We start from the raw sequence: 15,716 nt of genomic DNA, 5'->3' as shown, positions 1-15,716 counted from the left end.
GGAGAGGGGAGGGGGGGGGGGGAGGGGGGGAAGGGGGGGGGGGGGGGGGGGGGGGGGGGGGGGGGGGGGGGGGGGGGGGGGGGGAGACCCCCCCCCCCCCCACGTCCGTCACAGGGTCGTGGTGGCTCTTTCCGAATTGGTGCATAACTTCGACATGGCTCAAGCCTTTCCCAGGCGGTCGGAGCCGCGGCACGGCGGCGTCCGTACTAGGCGGGCTGGGCGCCCGCGGGGATGCCCTCGAAGCCGTAAATGACGTTCGGCCAACCCAGAGCGATGGACAGCACCGTCACGGTCGCCAACGCGGGCCAGGGACTGGTGATGACGTGTTGCGCCAGGTAGAGCAGGGCCTGGCGGAGGTTCTTGATCGTCACGGACGGGATCTAATCATGACCTTCCCATAGCAATGTACCGGGGGTCCCGAAAGCACCACGTGGTCACGCGTCAGGGTGGTCTTACTCCGAGTTAACGCGAGTCCATTTCGTCTTCACTCGATCGTGTGACTTCGTCTCGCGAGGTGATTGGCGTAGGTTGTACGTCGTTGTGCCCGTCGTTGTGCCCGTCGTTCCCGGTGGGCTTTTTCGGGTTGCGCGGCGATTGGTGGTCGCGTGGGTCCGGGATGGCGGCCGCCCTGCCGCGCAGGAATTCCGGTTCGCCGAGCGCGGTGTGCATTTTCTCGGTGAGGCCGGATTCGGCGAGCAATGGTGCGGCCTCCCGCCACCGCCGCTCGGCCTCGGCCTGGTCGCCGACGACGGCGTGCGCGTGCCCGAGCAGGAAGAGCGCCTGGGCCTTCTCGTGGGCGACGTCCAGGTCGGCCGAGACGTCCAGCCCGCGGCGGCCGAAGTCGATGGCCTTCTCGTAGGACTTCCGGTCGTAGTGGACGCGGGCGAGCGCCACCAGCGCCTCGACCGTGCGCGCCCGCTCGCCGGTGGAGAGGTTGATCTCGAGCGCGGCTTCCAGGCACCGGAGGGCGTCGTCGAGCTCGCCGCGCTGGTGGTGCAGCTTCCCCAGCGCGGTCAGGGTCGTGCCCTCGCCGTGGCGGTGGTTGATGGTCCGGCGCAGGTCCAACGCCTCGCGGTACAGCTCCACGGCCTCGTCGACCCGGTCCAGCCGCTGGTAGGCCGCCGCCATCTGGTCCAGGGTGGAGGCTTCGAGGCTGCGGTTGCCGGTCGCGCGGTGCAGTTCCAGGACTGATTCGTACAGCGACAGCGCGGTCCGGACGTCGCCGCGTTCCCGGTGCGCGCTGGCCAGGTTGTGCATCGCGATCTCGGTGAACTCGACGTTCTCCATGCGCCGTGCGATGGCGAGCGCCTCCTGCAGGTGCTCGACCGCCTCGTCGTACTCGCCGAGCCGGAAGTGGGCCGTGCCCAGGTTCAGCAGGCTGCCGCACCGGCCCTCCACGTCCCCGGTGGAGCGCGCCGCGTCCGCCGCCACCCGTTGGACGGCGGCCAGGTCGCGGTACGCGCCGGTGCGGTCCAGGGCGCGGTCGATGTTCGCCGCGATCCGCCAGGCGTGCCCGGCGAAGCCGTGGCGGAACGCGTGCGGCACGGCGGCGACGAGGTTGGCCCGCTCGGTCTCGAACCAGGCCAGGGCGTCGTTCTCGTCGACGAAGCGGGGCACGGCGTCGAGGGTCATGCCCGGCAGCAGCGGCACGGGGTCGTCGTGGGGGTTCAGGGCGCGCTCCAAGCCGATCGCGCCGGCGAGCTGCCAGGTCAGCAGCCCGCTGAGCGCGGCTTGCCGCTGGTGGGCCGACTCCTCGGTGCGCACCCGGTCCAGGGCGTAGTCGTGCAGCAGGTCGTGCACGCGGAAGCGCCCGTGGGTGGCGTAATGGAGGAGGTTGGCCTTGGTGAGCGTGCGCAGGTGGACGAGGACTTCGCGCTCCGGGCGCTCGGTCAGGGCGCTCGCCGCCGCCGACGAGAACCCGGCCGTCGGGTGCAGGCCCAGCAGCCGGAAGACCCGCGCGGTCTCGGTGGGCAGGTCCCGGTAGGACACCCCGAAGGCGAACGACAGGCTCGCGCTGTCGTCGTCGCTGTCGTCCAGGGAACCCAGTATCCCCAGCCCTTCCTGCGTCGCGTACTCCTCGACGAGGAGGCTGATCGGCACCTGCGGCCGGTTCGCCACGTGCTGGGCGATGATCTTGACGGCCATCGGGTGGCCGTCGAGCCGCGAGGCCAGCGCGCGCAGGGCGGCGGATTCCGCGTCGGCCCGGACCGCGCCGATCTCGCGGCGCAGCAGCTCGATCGACTCGTCGAACGAGAGCGGCGGCACGGCGAGGAGGTGGACGTCGTCGTGCAGGTCCAACCCCCAAGGGCGGATCCTGCTGGTCACGATGGTGAAGCAGTTCGTCGCGGCGCCCAGCAGCGGCCGGACCTGAGGGCTGTGCCGAGCGTCGTCGAGCACGAGCAGCACCTTGCGGTCGCCGAGCGCGCGGTGCAGCGCGGCGGCGCGTTCGGCTCCCGTCCTGGGGATGTGCGTCACGCCGAGCGACGTCAGCAGCACGCCGGCCGCGTCCTCGGCGGTCATCGCGGTGCCGCGGCCGAAACCGCGCAGGTCGAGGAAGAGCTGGCCGTCCGGGAACCGGTCGGCTCTCGTCCGTCCCCAGTGGATCGCCAACCCGGTCTTGCCGACGCCCGGCATCCCGTGCAGCGCGACGACCTGCCCGCGCCCGCCGTCCGGTCCGTCGAGCAACGCGTCCAACGCGGCGAGCAGGTCTTCCCGGCCGACGAAGGTCCTGGCCCTCCTCGGCAGCTGGCGGGGTGGGACGTGCGGCTTGGTGGACGTGGTCGCGGTGCCCACCTGCTTGGCGACGATGCTCTGGTACACCGCGCGCAGCTCCGGGCCCTGTTCGGCGCCCGTTGCCTCGAAGAGCCGTTCGCAGAACCGCTCGTGGTACTCCAGCGCCGCGGCGTACTTGCCCTGCCCTTCCAGCGAACGCATGTACAGCCTCGCGAGCACTTCATCGAGTTCGTGCTCCTGCGCCAGCCTGCCCGCTTCGCCCATCGCCTCGACGTGCTCGCCGAGCGCGTTCAGGCTTTCCACGAGGGCGTAGTGGGCGGTGAGCCGGTCGAACGCGTCCATCTGGTAACGCAGGTGGTCCGCCCACATGCTTTCGACGTCCTGCAACGGGCGGCCCTGCCACCGCGACAACGCTTCGCGCAGCACCGCTTTCGCGCGCGCGTGCTCACCCGCCGCCGTCGCCGCCCGACCCATTTCCGCCATTGTGCGGAACCGGTGGTAGTCGACGATTTCCCGGTCGACGGCGAGCACGTAGGCGTCGCCCTCGCGCTCGATCGACGGGTCGAGGCCGACCTGGCCCAGCACCTTGCGCAGGCGGCTGATCAGCGGTTGGAGCCTGCCCCGCAGGCCGGCCGGATCCTCGTCCGGCCACACCGCCTGCGCGATCGTGCCGATGCCGACGGGCTGGCCGACGTGGTAGAGCAGCAGCGCCAGGACCGCGCGTTGCTTCGCGGACCCGAGGTCCACGTTCTGGTCCGCCACGCGTAATCGGGTCTTGCCCAGGATCTTGAATTCCACCAGCGTTCACCTTTCGCTGGCACGACGGTCCGGTATTGCCAGTGTGCTGTACGCGGACCGGATTGTGCAGGGCAATGTCGAGTTGTTGCTCCGTTGTGCCGAACGATCGGCCGGCGATCGGCGGCGCGAGGAACTCCAAGACAACTGCAAGGCAACTGCAAGGTGATGTGCAGTGGCAGTCCTGAATCGGGTTGTCGCGGGACCGGGCCGTTGCTAGCGTCGCGACGGCGATGGAGATCGCTTGGTCACCGGAACGGGGGAGGTTGATGAATATGGCTGTCCGCGGCCGTCTTCAGCACGCCCTCATCCGGTCCGCACGCGGCTGACGCGCGGGCCGGGTCATCCCGATGACCAGGAGTTCCGAGTGTCTTCTCCTTCCCTTCCCGTACCTGATCCGACCACCGAACGGCTGCTGCTGCGGTCCTGGACCGCGCGCGAGGCCGACGCCGTCGTGGGCGGTGTCCGGCTGCCGCACTGGGCCGACGACTTCCCCGCGGACGGCGATCGGGTCATCGCCGGGCTGCTCGGTGAGCACCCCGAGTGGCTGGGCCGGTTCGGCCACCGGCTGCTGGTCGAGCGCGACAGCGGTCTGGTGGTCGGGTCGATCGGGCTGTTCTGGCCCCCGAGCGACGGCGTCGTGGAGATCGGGTACGGCGTCGTGGCGTCCCGGCGGGGGCGCGGGTACGCCGCCGAGGCCACGCGCGCGCTGACCGACTTCGCGTTCACCGCGCCGGGCGTCCGCGCGGTCCACGCCGAGGTGGAGCTGTCGAACCCCGCCTCGGTCCGCGTCCTCGAGAAGGCGGGCTTCCGGCCCCTGGACGCCGTCGCCGGGCAGGGCACCGTCCGGTACGGCATCGTGCGGTAGGTCGTCTCACGGGGTCGGCGGCGGTCCACGCCGTCGACCCCTCATCACCGCAGGTCGGCGCCTTTCGAACCCCCGGCTATGCATGGTCATGCAGCGTCGTGCATACTTCTAATCGTGTCCAAGGTGCTCACTTACCTCCCCGCCGGCGAACACGTCGGCATCGCGTTCTCCGGTGGTCTCGATACGTCCGTGGCGGTCGCCTGGATGCGTGAGAAGGGCGCGGTGCCGTGCACGTACACCGCGGACATCGGTCAGTACGACGAGCCCGACATCGCGTCGGTGCCGAGCCGCGCCGCGGTGTACGGCGCCGAGATCGCCCGGCTGGTCGACTGCCGGGCGGCCCTGGTCGAGGAAGGGCTCGCGGCGCTGGCCTGCGGCGCGTTCCACATCAGGTCCGGCGGCCGCGCCTACTTCAACACCACGCCGCTCGGGCGGGCCGTGACGGGCACCATGCTGGTGCGCGCCATGCTCGACGACGACGTCCAGATCTGGGGCGACGGCTCCACCTACAAGGGCAACGACATCGAGCGGTTCTACCGCTACGGCCTGCTCGCCAACCCGTCCCTGCGGATCTACAAGCCGTGGCTGGACGCCGCGTTCGTCAGCGAGCTCGGCGGCCGCACGGAGATGTCCGAGTGGCTGCAGGCGCGCGGCCTGCCGTACCGGTCGAGCACGGAGAAGGCGTACTCGACCGACGCCAACATCTGGGGCGCGACGCACGAGGCCAAGGCGCTCGAACACCTCGACGCGGGCATCGAGATCGTCGACCCGATCATGGGCGTGCGGTTCTGGGACCCCGAGGTCGAGATCGCCACCGAGGACGTCACGGTCGGGTTCGACCAGGGCAGGCCGGTGACGATCAACGGCAAGGAGTTCTCCTCCGCCGTCGACCTGGTGCTGGAGGCCAACGCCATCGGCGGCCGGCACGGCATGGGCATGTCCGACCAGATCGAGAACCGGGTCATCGAGGCCAAGAGCCGCGGCATCTACGAGGCGCCGGGCATGGCGCTGCTGCACGCGGCCTACGAGCGGCTGGTCAACGCGATCCACAACGAGGACACCCTCGCCTCCTACCACAACGAGGGCCGCAAGCTGGGTCGGCTGCTGTACGAGGGCCGCTGGCTCGACCCGCAGGCGCTGATGGTGCGCGAGGCGTTGCAGCGGTGGGTCGGCACGGCGGTCACCGGCGAGGTGACGCTGCGCCTGCGCCGCGGTGACGACTACTCGATCCTGGACACCTCCGGGCCCGCGTTCAGCTACCACCCGGACAAGCTGTCCATGGAGCGGACCGAGGACTCGGCGTTCGGGCCGGTCGACCGCATCGGCCAGCTGACCATGCGCAACCTCGACATCGCCGACTCGCGCGCCAAGCTGGAGCAGTACGCCGGGCTCGGCATGGTCGGCAGCCAGTCGACGCTGATCAGCGCGGCGCAGGTGGCGCAGACCGAGCTGATCGGCGCGATGCCCGAGGGCGGCGCCGAGGCCATCGCCTCGCGGGGCAAGGTGACCGACGACGAGCTGCTCGACCACGCCGCTCTGGAAGCGGGCAACGACTGACCGCTCCGAGGCCTCACCGGTGCCCGCGCCGGTCCACGCGAGTCGTGGGCGGCGCGGGCACCGGCATTTCCGGCCTCACACGCCGTGGCGGCGGTCGCCGGCGACGAGTTCGGCGACCCGGGCCTCGGCCTCGCCGGAGAACGGGTTCCGGTAGGCGTCCACGGCCAGGCGGGTCTCCTCCGCGATCAGGTCGGCGTTGATCTGGGCGCCGGCGGTGGCGCCCGCCGCGGCCGAGGCGCCGACCTGCGCGGACAGGTCCGTGACGTTGCCCGCGACCCACACCCCGGGCACGTCGGTGCGGCCCATCGCGTCGGCGGGGACGTGCTCGCCCATCCCGGACGGGTGCTCGACGGGCCGCAGTCCCAGTGCCGCCAGGAAACCCGCGCGTGCCACCATCCGCGACGCGACGACGATCACCTCACGGCCGACCGCGCGACCGTCGGCCAGCCGCACGCCGACGATGCGGTCACCCGCGATCTCCAGCGCCGCCACCTCGCCCGCCACGACGTCGACACCGCGTGCGGCCAACTGCTCGGCCTGCTCGGCGGTCGGCGGCTGCGTGTGGGAGAAGAGCGTGACGTCGGCGCTCAGCTGCCGGAACATCAACGCCTGGTGCACCGCCATCGGCCCGGTCGCCAGCACGCCGATCGCCTGGTCGCGGACCTCCCAGCCGTGGCAGTACGCGCAGTGCACCACGTCGCGGCCCCAGCGCTCGCGCAGCCCGGCCACGTCCGGCAGCTCGTCCACCAGGCCCGTGGTCACCAGCAGCCGGCGGGCCCGGACCGCGCGGCCGTCGGCCAACGCCACCAGGAAACGGTCGCCCTCACGGGTCACCGCCTCGACCTCGCCGGTCACCACGTGACCGCCGTAGCCCCGCACCTCGGCCCGACCGCGGTCGACCAGCTCGGCCGGCGGCACCCCGTCCCTGGCCAGCAACCCGTGCACGCCGTCGGCCGGCGCGTTGCGCGGCGACCCGGCGTCGATCACGACCACCGACCGCCGCGACCGCGCCAGCATCAGGGCGCCGTTCAGCCCGGCGGCCCCGCCGCCCACCACCACCACGTCATAGCTGTCACTCAGCTGAAAGGTCATCGCGACCACCTCCACGACCACCATGCGTGCGAGGTGAGCGGATCGGCAAACCTTGTTGCCGATCCGGCAACAAGGGCCGACCCCCGGCTCCCACCGGGCCGGCCCCCGTCAGCTCAGAACTTCACCGTGGCGCAGCCGAGGCGGGCGCCGGCGGTGCCCGCCTTGCCCGGTTCGGTGGCGGTGCGCTGCGCGTGGATCACGACCGAGCCCGCCCGGCGGTCGGCGAACTGCCACGGCACGACCGCGCCGACCACCGCGCGGCCGCGGTCGTCGGTGGTGAAGTCGAGCCAGATCTCGTTCTCCGGGTTGGCGTAGGCGGGGTCCACCGACGGCTGGTTCGGGTCCACCACGTGCTGGTGGTGGGCGCCGGCGTCGGTGGGCGCCGCGCCGCACGGCCGCTGGTGCGCGTGCGCGCCGTAGGTCCGGTTCGGGACCAGGCCGTAGACGCTGAGCAGGGTCTTCGTGGAGCGCCGCAGCGGGGTGGCCACGACCATCACGGCCGCGCCGGGCGCGATCAGCGCCGGGTCGTAGGTGTAGGCCTTGGTCGCGGTGTCCGGGGTGGCGAATCGGGCCACCGTCACCGCGACTCCGGAGCCTCGGGGGCTGTCCGCGGCCGCGGTCGGCGTCACCGTCGCCGCGAGCAGTCCGCCGATGATCAGGGGAACCAGACGTTTCACGCTTCTGCCTTTCGGGACAGGGCGGCGGCCTCCACCGAAGCTAGCACCGATGGCCCGACGTCGCTTGCACAGTGAAGGTCCCTCGTAATTCGGGGGCGGGGAGCGGTTCGCCTCGTCCACACTGGACGACGTGCTGCTCACCTTGACCACGACCCACCGACCGGCCACCGACCTCAGCCACCTGCTGCACAAACATCCCGACCGGGCGCAGTCGTTCACCACTTCCTCGGGCACCGCGCACGTGTTCTACCCGCGCGCGGACGAGGAGGAGTGCACGGTCGCGCTCCTGCTGGAGGTCGACCCCGTCGCGCTGGTGCGCGGTCCCGGCAGCACGCTCACCCAGTACGTCAACGACCGGCCGTACGTGGCCGGCTCGCTGCTGACCGTCGCGCTCGGCTCGGTGTTCCGCACCGCGATGAACGGCCGCAGCCAGAGCCGCGCGGAGGTGGCCGCCACCCCGATCCCGCTCACCGTGCGCGTGCCCGTCCTGCCGCACCGCCTGGTCGAACGGCTCTTCACGCCGTTGGGCTGGACGGCGCACATCGCACCCCTCCCGCTCGGCGACGGCGACGACGACGACTCGCGGTACGCCGACGTCACCCTCACCGGCACGCTCACGCTCTCCGAAGCCCTCAAGCACCTCTACGTCCTGCTGCCCGTGCTCGACGGCGACAAGCACTACTGGGTCGCCGAGGACGAGGTGGACAAGCTGCTCCGTGCGGGGGAGGGGTGGCTCGGCGCGCACCCGGACCGCGAGCTGATCACCACCCGGTACCTGATGCGCCGCCGTCCGCTGGTGCGGTCCGCGCTGTCGCGCCTGGCCGACGTGGAGGAGGTCGAGCCGGAGGAGCTGGACAACGCGCTCGTCGAGCCGAAGGTGTCGTTGGCGGTGCAGCGCCGCGAGGCGATCCTCGACCAGCTCAAGCAGGTCGGCGCGCGTTCCGTCCTCGACCTCGGCTGCGGCGGCGGCGCGTTGCTGCGCGCCCTGCTGGAGAACCCGGACGTCACCCGCATCCAGGGCGTGGACGTGTCCGCGAACGCCCTCGCCACGGCCGCGCGCAAGCTGAACCTGGAGAAGATGTCGGACCGCCAACGCGCCCGGCTCACGTTGCGCCAGTCGTCGCTGACCTACGCCGACCCGGACTTGAAGGGCTACGACGCCGCCGTGCTGATGGAAGTGGTGGAACACCTCGACCCGGACCGCCTGCCCGCGCTGGAGCACTCGGTGTTCGTCGTCGCACGGCCGCGCACGGTCCTGGTCACCACGCCGAACGTCGAGTACAACGCGTTGTTCGAGACCCTGCCGGAAGGCAGGCACCGGCACTCCGACCACCGCTTCGAGTGGACCAGGGCCGAGTTCGAGGACTGGGCGGGCGGCGTCGCGCGCCGCCGCGGCTACACCGTCGCCCACCTGCCGATCGGACCGGTGGACGCCGAGCGCGGCGCGCCGACCCAGCTGGCCGCCTTCACCCTCGTCGAGCACAGCACCGAGGAGGACTGATGGAGCTCAAGATCCCGGACCTCTGCCTCGTGGTGCTGATCGGCGCTTCCGGCTCGGGCAAGTCCACGTTCGCGCGCAGGCACTTCCGGCCGACGCAGGTCCTGTCCAGCGACTACTTCCGCGGCCTGGTCGCGGACGACGAGAACGACCAGTCCGCGTCCGCCGCCGCGTTCGAGACGCTGCACTTCGTGGCGGGCAAGCGCCTGGACGGCGGCCGCACGACCGTCGTGGACGCGACGAACGTGCAGCGGTCCGACCGGGCGCGGCTGGTCGAGCTGGCCCGCGAGCACAACGTGCTGCCGGTCGCGATCGTGCTCGACACCCCGGAGGAGGTCTGCCTGGCCCGCAACGCCTCCCGCCCGGACCGCGACTTCGGCCCGCACGTGGTGCGCCGGCACCGCGCCGCGCTGCGCAAGTCGTTGAAGCACCTCGGCAAGGAGGGCTTCAAGCGGGTGCACGTGCTGCGCGCCCAGTCCGAAGTGGACGAAGCGGTGATCGTGCCGGAACGGCTGCTGAACGACCTGCGGCACGAGACCGGGCCGTTCGACGTGATCGGCGACGTGCACGGCTGCCGCGCGGAGCTGGAGGACCTGCTGGTCAAGCTCGGCTACGCGCTGGTGCGCGACGAGGAGGGACGTCCGGTGGACGCCGTCCCACCGGCGGGACGGCGTGCGGCGTTCGTCGGCGACCTGGTCGACCGGGGCCCGGACACGCCCGGTGTGCTGCGCCTGGTGATGGGCATGGTCGAGGCCGGGCACGCGTTCGCCGTGTGCGGCAACCACGAGCAGAAGCTGGTGCGTGCCCTGCGCGGGCGCAACGTGCAGGTCAAGCACGGCCTCGCGGAGTCGCTGGCGCAGCTCGCGGCCGAGCCGGAGGAGTTCCGGGAGCGCGCCGTGCGGTTCTGCGACGGCCTGATCGCGCACTACGTGCTCGACGGCGGCGACCTGGTGATCGCGCACGCCGGCCTGCCGGAGAAGTTCCACGGTCGCGCGTCGGCGCGGGTGCGCGGCTTCGCGCTCTACGGCGACACGACCGGTGAGACCGACGAGTACGGCCTGCCGGTGCGCTACCCGTGGGCGACGGAGTACCGGGGCAGGGCGACCGTGCTCTACGGGCACACGCCGACGCCGGAGGTCGAGTGGGTCAACAACACCATGTGCCTGGACACGGGCGTGGTGTTCGGCGGCAGGTTGACCGCGTTGCGCTACCCCGAGCGCGAGGTCGTGGCGGTCGACGCGCACGAGGTCTGGTACGAGCCGGTGCGACCGCTCGTCGCGCCGGAGGAGGAACGGGAGCCGGACGTGCTCGCCCTGTCCGACGTCACCGGCCGCCGGTTCGTCGAGACGGCCCACCGCGGCCGGATCGGGGTGCGCCCGGAACAGGCCGCGTCGGCGTTGGAGGTGATGAGCCGCTTCGCGATCGACCCGCACTCGCTGCTGTACCTGCCGCCGACGATGGCGCCGACGGCCACCTCGCAGCGGCCGGACGTGCTGGAGCACCCGGAGGACGCCTTCGCGGAGTACCGGAGCGCGGGCGTGCGCGAGGTGATCTGCGAGGAGAAGCACATGGGGTCGCGCGCGGTGGTCCTGGTGCGCAAGGACGGCGGCGTGATCCACACGCGGACCGGCCGCGCGTTCTTCGACCCGCCGTTGGGCGACGAGCTGCTGGCGCGCGTGCGCGAGGAGGTGACGAGGGCCGGGCTGTGGGACGAGTTCGACACCGACTGGCTGCTGCTCGACGCCGAGCTGCTGCCGTGGAACGCCAAGGCGGCCGGGCTGATCAGGGAGCAGTACGCCTCGGTCGGCGCGGCGGCCACGGGCGCGCTCGGCGTGGCGGTGGACGTGCTCGCGCGGACCGCCGCGCGGGGCGTCGACGTCGGCGGACTGCTGGCGCGCACGGAGAGCAGGCTGGCGAACGCCACCGGCTACCGCGACGCCTACCTGCGGTACGTGCGGCCGACCGACGGCCTGGCCGGCGTCACGATCGCGCCGTTCCAGCTGCTCGCCGCGCGCGGCCGGACGTTCCACGACCGCGACCACCGGTGGCACCTGGACGTGCTCGGCCGGCTGGCGGGCGAGGTGTTCACCCCCACCCGGCACCTGGTGGTCGACACCGCGGACGACGCGCAGGTCGCCGCCGGGATCCGCTGGTGGGAGGACCTGACCGCGGCCGGTGGCGAGGGCATGGTGGTCAAGCCGCTGGCGAACCTCGTGCGGGGTGACCGCGGGCTGGTGCAGCCGGGCGTGAAGGTGCGCGGGCGCGAGTACCTGCGGATCATCTACGGCCCGGACTACACCGAGCCGGAGAACCTGGAACGCCTGCGCAAGCGCGGCCTCGGCGCGAAGAGGTCGCTGGCGATCCGCGAGTACGCGCTCGGCCTGGAGGCGTTGGAGCGCGTCGTCCGCGGCGAGCCGCTGTGGCGCGTGCACGAGTGCGTGTTCGCCGTGCTCGCGCTGGAGTCCGAGCCGGTCGACCCCCGGCTCTGAGCGTCACGGGGTGCTGGGCAGCCGACCGAGCCGCCGGGCGGCGGTTGCCCAGCACAGACCCCAGAGCAGGAAGAAGGGCGACCACAGCAGCAGGTCCCAGCGGGCCAGCACGAGGGCCGGTTCGGCGTGCTCGGCCGGTGGCGGGGTGACGCCGGTCAGCACGAGCGCGTCACCGACGAAGCCGAAGCCGACGAAGCCGATCGACCGGGCGATCATGAAGATGCCCAACGCCCAGGCGATCACCCGCAGCAGGCGCGGCAGGACCGTGCCCCGGACGGTGGCCAGCGCGACCACGACGCCGACCGCCGCCGCCCCGGCCAGCACCCAGTGGCTCGTCACGAAGAAGGGATCGCGGGCCAGCAGGCGTTCGCGCAGGTGCGGCGGCAGCGGGTCCTTGTCCGCCAACGCGTTGGCCCCCAACGCCTGCGCGAGCTTCATCGAGCCGTAGGCGGCCGCGCACAGCGCCGCGCCGTACCCGGCAAGCCTCGCCCGGTCAGGCCGCGACACGCTTCGCCGCCGTCACGTAGGACCGGACCATCTCCACGCACAACCCGCCGACCACGAGCCCCAGCACGCCGTGGTACCAACGCCAGCCCACACCGAGGCCGAGGAACCCGTCCAGCACCATGATCCCCGCGCCGCCGACGACGGCCAGCGCCATGCCCGCCAGCACCACCAGCATCACCGTCCTCGGCACCCTGCGCAGCGCCCACGGCGTGACGGTGGCGAGCGCGATGGCCGCGCCCACCACGCCCGACGCGGTCGCGAACCACTGGGCCACGGCCGGGTCGAGGAAGTAGGCCTCGGTCTCGGCGGCCGACACCGGGGGGCCGCCCGGGAACCCGAGCCGGGACTGCGCGGCGAACACGGCCTTGCCGGCCGCGTAGCCGAGGAACAGGACCGCCAAGGCGTACGCCGGCCAGCGGCGGCGATCGACATCAACCATGGCCCGACGATAAGGCCGGGTCGGGCCCGCGCATTCCCATCATGAGGAATGCGCGGCTTCCCGCGAGTGCGTTCTCAGCCGCACGGCGCGGACGATCGGGTAGCCGACCGCGACCAGCAGCGAGAGCGCCGGGAGGGGCACGCCGAGCACGCTCTGGCCGAGGGCGTAGTCGGCCGCGGGCACGGCGAGGCACAGCGCGAACCCCCACGGCGGCGCGGTCTTCGGCTTCCGGGGCGCCGCCCACGGCGTCCGCTTGAACGGCTTGGCCACCGACAGCCACACCTGCACCGCCAGGGCCGACGCCATGAGCAGCGAGCCGACGCGGAGGAGCGGTTCCGAGCCGTCCGGGTGCAGGTTCGGGCTGAGCACGTAGATCCCCGCGTACAGCTGGCTGAGCGTGATGGCGAACTTGAGGAGCACCCACCAGTGCCGGAAGTAGCCCCACGCCGTGAGGCCGGACAGCATCAGCCCGCTGAACGCCGACGTGGTGGCCATGAACTGCAGCACCTGAACGTCGAGCAGCAGCGCCACCTCGAACGCCGGCCGCCGGTCGGGCACGGCCAACGCGTGGTTCACCACCACGAACAACGCCAGCGCCATCATCATCCAGCCCGTGGACGACACGACGTGCGCCCAGACCAGCAACTTCCGACCCATGATCAACCCCTACTAGTAGCCGCACTACATATAGTACGGCTACTAGTAGGGTGGTGGCTCAGACCCGGCAGGGGCTGCCGCCGGGCTCGCCCGGCAACGCCTCCACGTTGGCCTTCGCCTCACCGAGCACCACGTCGGTCAGCAGGGTGTCCAGTGCGAACGCCCGCTGCACCACGCTGGTCGACGTGGTCGTGGTGCTGTTGAGCTGCAACGAGCCGATGACCAGCGGGATCGTCAGCGGCGCGCTGCCCACGGCGACCTGGACCCCGTTGATCCGCAGGCTCGCGATCTGCGACGAGCCGGCGAACACCGGGTTGAGGTTCGCGTCGCACGTCACCGAAGCGGTCGCCCGGATGACGCCCACCTCGATGGTCACCAGCAGGCTGCTGATCCGCGTGTAGTCGACCCGCGCGTGGGACACCGCGCCGTCACCGGGAGCCGGTGGCAGGGCGAGCAGGTCGTCCGGTGTCTGCTCGGTGCTCGCGGTCAACGCGTTCGCCCGCACGGTGAGGATGCCGGCGGACAGGTTGACGTCGGCCACGTTCTCGTAGTCGTCCACGCACGGCACGTCCGGCGGGTTGGCCCGCGCCACGATGATCCCGGCCAGGTTCAGCGCGGTCGCCTGGCAGGAGAACACGCCGGTCCGCTCGGAGGTCTTGATCCGCAGGTCCGACAGCACCGGCGTGTCGCCGGACGGGCTCGCGGTCAACGTCGCCCGCACCTCGATGTACCGGCCCACCTCGGCGAACTCCACCCGGTTGGTCACGGGGGTGAACGTCTCGCCGGCCAGTCCGGCCTCGGTGTCGGACGTGCGCGCCTCGACCGTGATCGAGGTGCCAGCCGGCACGCTGCCCTGCGCCTCGGTGTTCCAGGTGACCGTGCCCCAGGTCTGCCCCGCGACGCCGCCGTCCTGCACCACCGACCACGTGCCCACCGGCGCGGTGATCTCGCCGAGCACCGACCCGGTCATGTCGCTGTAGTTGTACGGACCGGCGCCCGCGCCGAGGTCGACGGTCAGGTCGACCGCGCCGATGGTGAACCCGCCGCCACCCGCCGGACCGGCGTCCGGGTCGATGCGCTGGGCGTTGTTCGAGTTGATGTTGGTGACCCACACCTTGCCGTTGGTGTCGACCGCGACACCGGTGGGCCCGTTGCCGCCGGGCAGGACCACGTTGCCGACGAACGTGCCGTCGGTGCGCAGGTGCCCGACCGTGTTGGTGCCGTTGTCGAGCGCGTGGGCGACCCAGACGTTGCCGTCCATGTCGACCGCGACGCCCTGCGCGCGCGGGTGGCCGTGCGGGAAGGTGCCGAGCACGTTGCCCGCCGCGTCCATCTTGACGGTGTTGCCGGAGTTGACCTGGGTGTGCCAGATCTCGCCGGTCACCGGGTCCATGCCCAGGCCGTAGTCGCCGTGCGAGGTGTCCAGGCAGGCCCCCGTGCCGGTGCCCGGCTCGTACCGCAGCAGGTTGGCGCCGTACCGGGCGGACCACAGCGTGCCCGCCTTGTCGACCAGGCCGCCGTAGCCGCCGCAGCCGAAGCTGACCGGCGCGGTCAGCGGCGAGCCGTCCAGCCCGGAGATCTTCTGGTGCTGGGTGTTCGAGCCGCCGGTCCACAGGTTGTTGTCGGCGTCGACGGCCACCGTGCGGGTGTTCGTGCCCGCGACCCGGCTGTAGGTGATCAGGCACTCGTCGGCGGCCGTGGTGACGCCGCCGTTGGCGTCCGCGCCGCCGGCGTTGGTCCACGGCCGGATGTCGCCGAGGCCGCGCGACGTGGCGTACAGGCCGTCGAGGTCGCGGTCGACGCAGGTGTTGTAGCCGAACGGCCCCTTCAGGTAGTCGCCGGCGGGGTTGGCCGTGCCGTCGGCGTTCGTCCGCGTGCCGCCCCGGATGACGCCGACGCGGGTGACCGACCCGCGACCGCCGCCCGCCTCGTTGCGGTTGGACAGCCAGGTGTTGCCGAGCTTGTCGACGGTGGTGCGGGACGGGTTGCGCCCCTGGCCGTCGGGTGCGGACAGCCACTCGCCGACGATCTCGCCGGTGTTGACGTCGATGCGGACCATCGTGCCGCGCGCCGAGGCGGCGACGTTGACGTAGGGGAAGAACACGCTCTGGCGGTTGAGCTGGAGCTGGTTGTTGTTCGGGGCGTCGTGGTTGACGTCCTGGAGCACGCCCTGGTCGAAGTCCGCGTCCAACGTGTAGAGCACGTTTTCACCGGGGACGGGGGCCGCGGACGCCGACGGCGTGCCGACGAGGGGGAGGAGCAGCGCGCCGACGGCGGCCAGCACCAGGGATCTTCGTGGGGGGAGCATGGATCTGCCCTTCTTCGGGTTCGGCAGTTGTTCGGGCATTTCCGTCACGTGACAACCGGGTGTCGAGGGCCGCTCGGAACGCGTTACCGAACCCGG

General features: G+C 71.9%; 12 protein-coding genes. 4 read left to right on the top strand and 8 right to left on the bottom strand.

Annotated features, from left to right (window positions below; translation table 11 throughout):
• Positions 1–206 precede the first annotated feature (206 nt).
• Positions 207–371 carry a hypothetical protein gene (locus tag ACZ7GX_RS21525; protein ID WP_498778903.1) on the bottom strand — a complete coding sequence of 55 codons (165 nt, stop codon included), beginning with the start codon at positions 369–371 and terminating at the stop codon, positions 207–209.
• Positions 372–462: 91 nt separating this feature from the next.
• The gene (locus ACZ7GX_RS21520) at positions 463–3,531 is read right to left on the bottom strand and encodes an AfsR/SARP family transcriptional regulator (RefSeq protein ID WP_498778902.1); all 3,069 of its coding nucleotides are present in this window, start codon (positions 3,529–3,531) and stop codon (positions 463–465) included.
• 364 nt (positions 3,532–3,895) lie between these two features.
• On the opposite strand from ACZ7GX_RS21520, the gene ACZ7GX_RS21515 reads away from it, so the two are divergent.
• Together ACZ7GX_RS21515 and argG are read left to right on the top strand one after the other, a co-directional pair.
• On the top strand, positions 3,896–4,396 hold the full coding sequence (locus ACZ7GX_RS21515; RefSeq protein ID WP_498778901.1) for a GNAT family N-acetyltransferase: 501 nt from the start codon (positions 3,896–3,898) through the stop codon (positions 4,394–4,396).
• A 114-nt stretch (positions 4,397–4,510) separates the two neighbouring features.
• On the top strand, positions 4,511–5,953 hold the full coding sequence (gene argG / locus ACZ7GX_RS21510; RefSeq protein ID WP_230565553.1) for an argininosuccinate synthase: 1,443 nt from the start codon (positions 4,511–4,513) through the stop codon (positions 5,951–5,953).
• A 75-nt stretch (positions 5,954–6,028) separates the two neighbouring features.
• On the opposite strand, the gene ACZ7GX_RS21505 is transcribed toward argG, so the two are convergent.
• Together ACZ7GX_RS21505 and ACZ7GX_RS21500 are read right to left on the bottom strand one after the other, a co-directional pair.
• A complete protein-coding gene (locus ACZ7GX_RS21505) occupies positions 6,029–7,045 on the bottom strand; it encodes an NAD(P)/FAD-dependent oxidoreductase (RefSeq protein ID WP_498778899.1) in 1,017 nt (338 codons plus the stop codon).
• Between the two features lie 113 nt (positions 7,046–7,158).
• Positions 7,159–7,722 (bottom strand): superoxide dismutase, encoded by a 564-nt coding sequence (locus ACZ7GX_RS21500; RefSeq protein ID WP_498778898.1) that lies wholly within the window; start codon positions 7,720–7,722, stop codon positions 7,159–7,161.
• 130 nt (positions 7,723–7,852) lie between these two features.
• Here ACZ7GX_RS21500 and ACZ7GX_RS21495 point away from each other — a divergent pair, with 130 nt between their 5' ends.
• Both ACZ7GX_RS21495 and ACZ7GX_RS21490 read left to right on the top strand, forming a co-directional pair.
• Entirely contained in the window at positions 7,853–9,223 is a 1,371-nt protein-coding gene (locus ACZ7GX_RS21495; RefSeq protein WP_498778897.1) for a 3' terminal RNA ribose 2'-O-methyltransferase Hen1, read from the top strand.
• Positions 9,223–11,709: a polynucleotide kinase-phosphatase gene (locus tag ACZ7GX_RS21490; protein WP_498778895.1), complete on the top strand. Its 2,487-nt coding sequence runs from the start codon at positions 9,223–9,225 to the stop codon at positions 11,707–11,709. The genes ACZ7GX_RS21495 and ACZ7GX_RS21490 overlap by 1 nt, the downstream gene beginning before the upstream one ends.
• A 3-nt stretch (positions 11,710–11,712) precedes the next feature.
• Here the strand turns inward: ACZ7GX_RS21490 and ACZ7GX_RS21485 are convergent, their stop codons facing one another.
• The 4 genes from ACZ7GX_RS21485 to ACZ7GX_RS21470 are packed head-to-tail and all read right to left on the bottom strand — an operon-like array spanning position 11,713 to position 15,659.
• The gene (locus ACZ7GX_RS21485) at positions 11,713–12,216 is read right to left on the bottom strand and encodes a DUF3995 domain-containing protein (protein ID WP_498778893.1); all 504 of its coding nucleotides are present in this window, start codon (positions 12,214–12,216) and stop codon (positions 11,713–11,715) included.
• The gene (locus ACZ7GX_RS21480; protein ID WP_498778891.1) at positions 12,203–12,655 is read right to left on the bottom strand and encodes a hypothetical protein; all 453 of its coding nucleotides are present in this window, start codon (positions 12,653–12,655) and stop codon (positions 12,203–12,205) included. Before ACZ7GX_RS21480 ends, ACZ7GX_RS21485 begins: the two co-directional genes overlap by 14 nt.
• A gap of 39 nt (positions 12,656–12,694) precedes the next feature.
• A complete protein-coding gene (locus ACZ7GX_RS21475; RefSeq protein ID WP_498778890.1) occupies positions 12,695–13,312 on the bottom strand; it encodes a hypothetical protein in 618 nt (205 codons plus the stop codon).
• 58 nt (positions 13,313–13,370) lie between these two features.
• Positions 13,371–15,659 carry a hypothetical protein gene (locus ACZ7GX_RS21470; RefSeq protein WP_498778888.1) on the bottom strand — a complete coding sequence of 763 codons (2,289 nt, stop codon included), beginning with the start codon at positions 15,657–15,659 and terminating at the stop codon, positions 13,371–13,373.
• Positions 15,660–15,716 lie beyond the last annotated feature (57 nt).

It is taken from the genome of Actinosynnema sp. NPDC037264, assembly GCF_055603705.1.
Note: the sequence above shows the minus strand (reverse complement) of the source record. Positions and strands in the feature narration are given on the sequence as shown.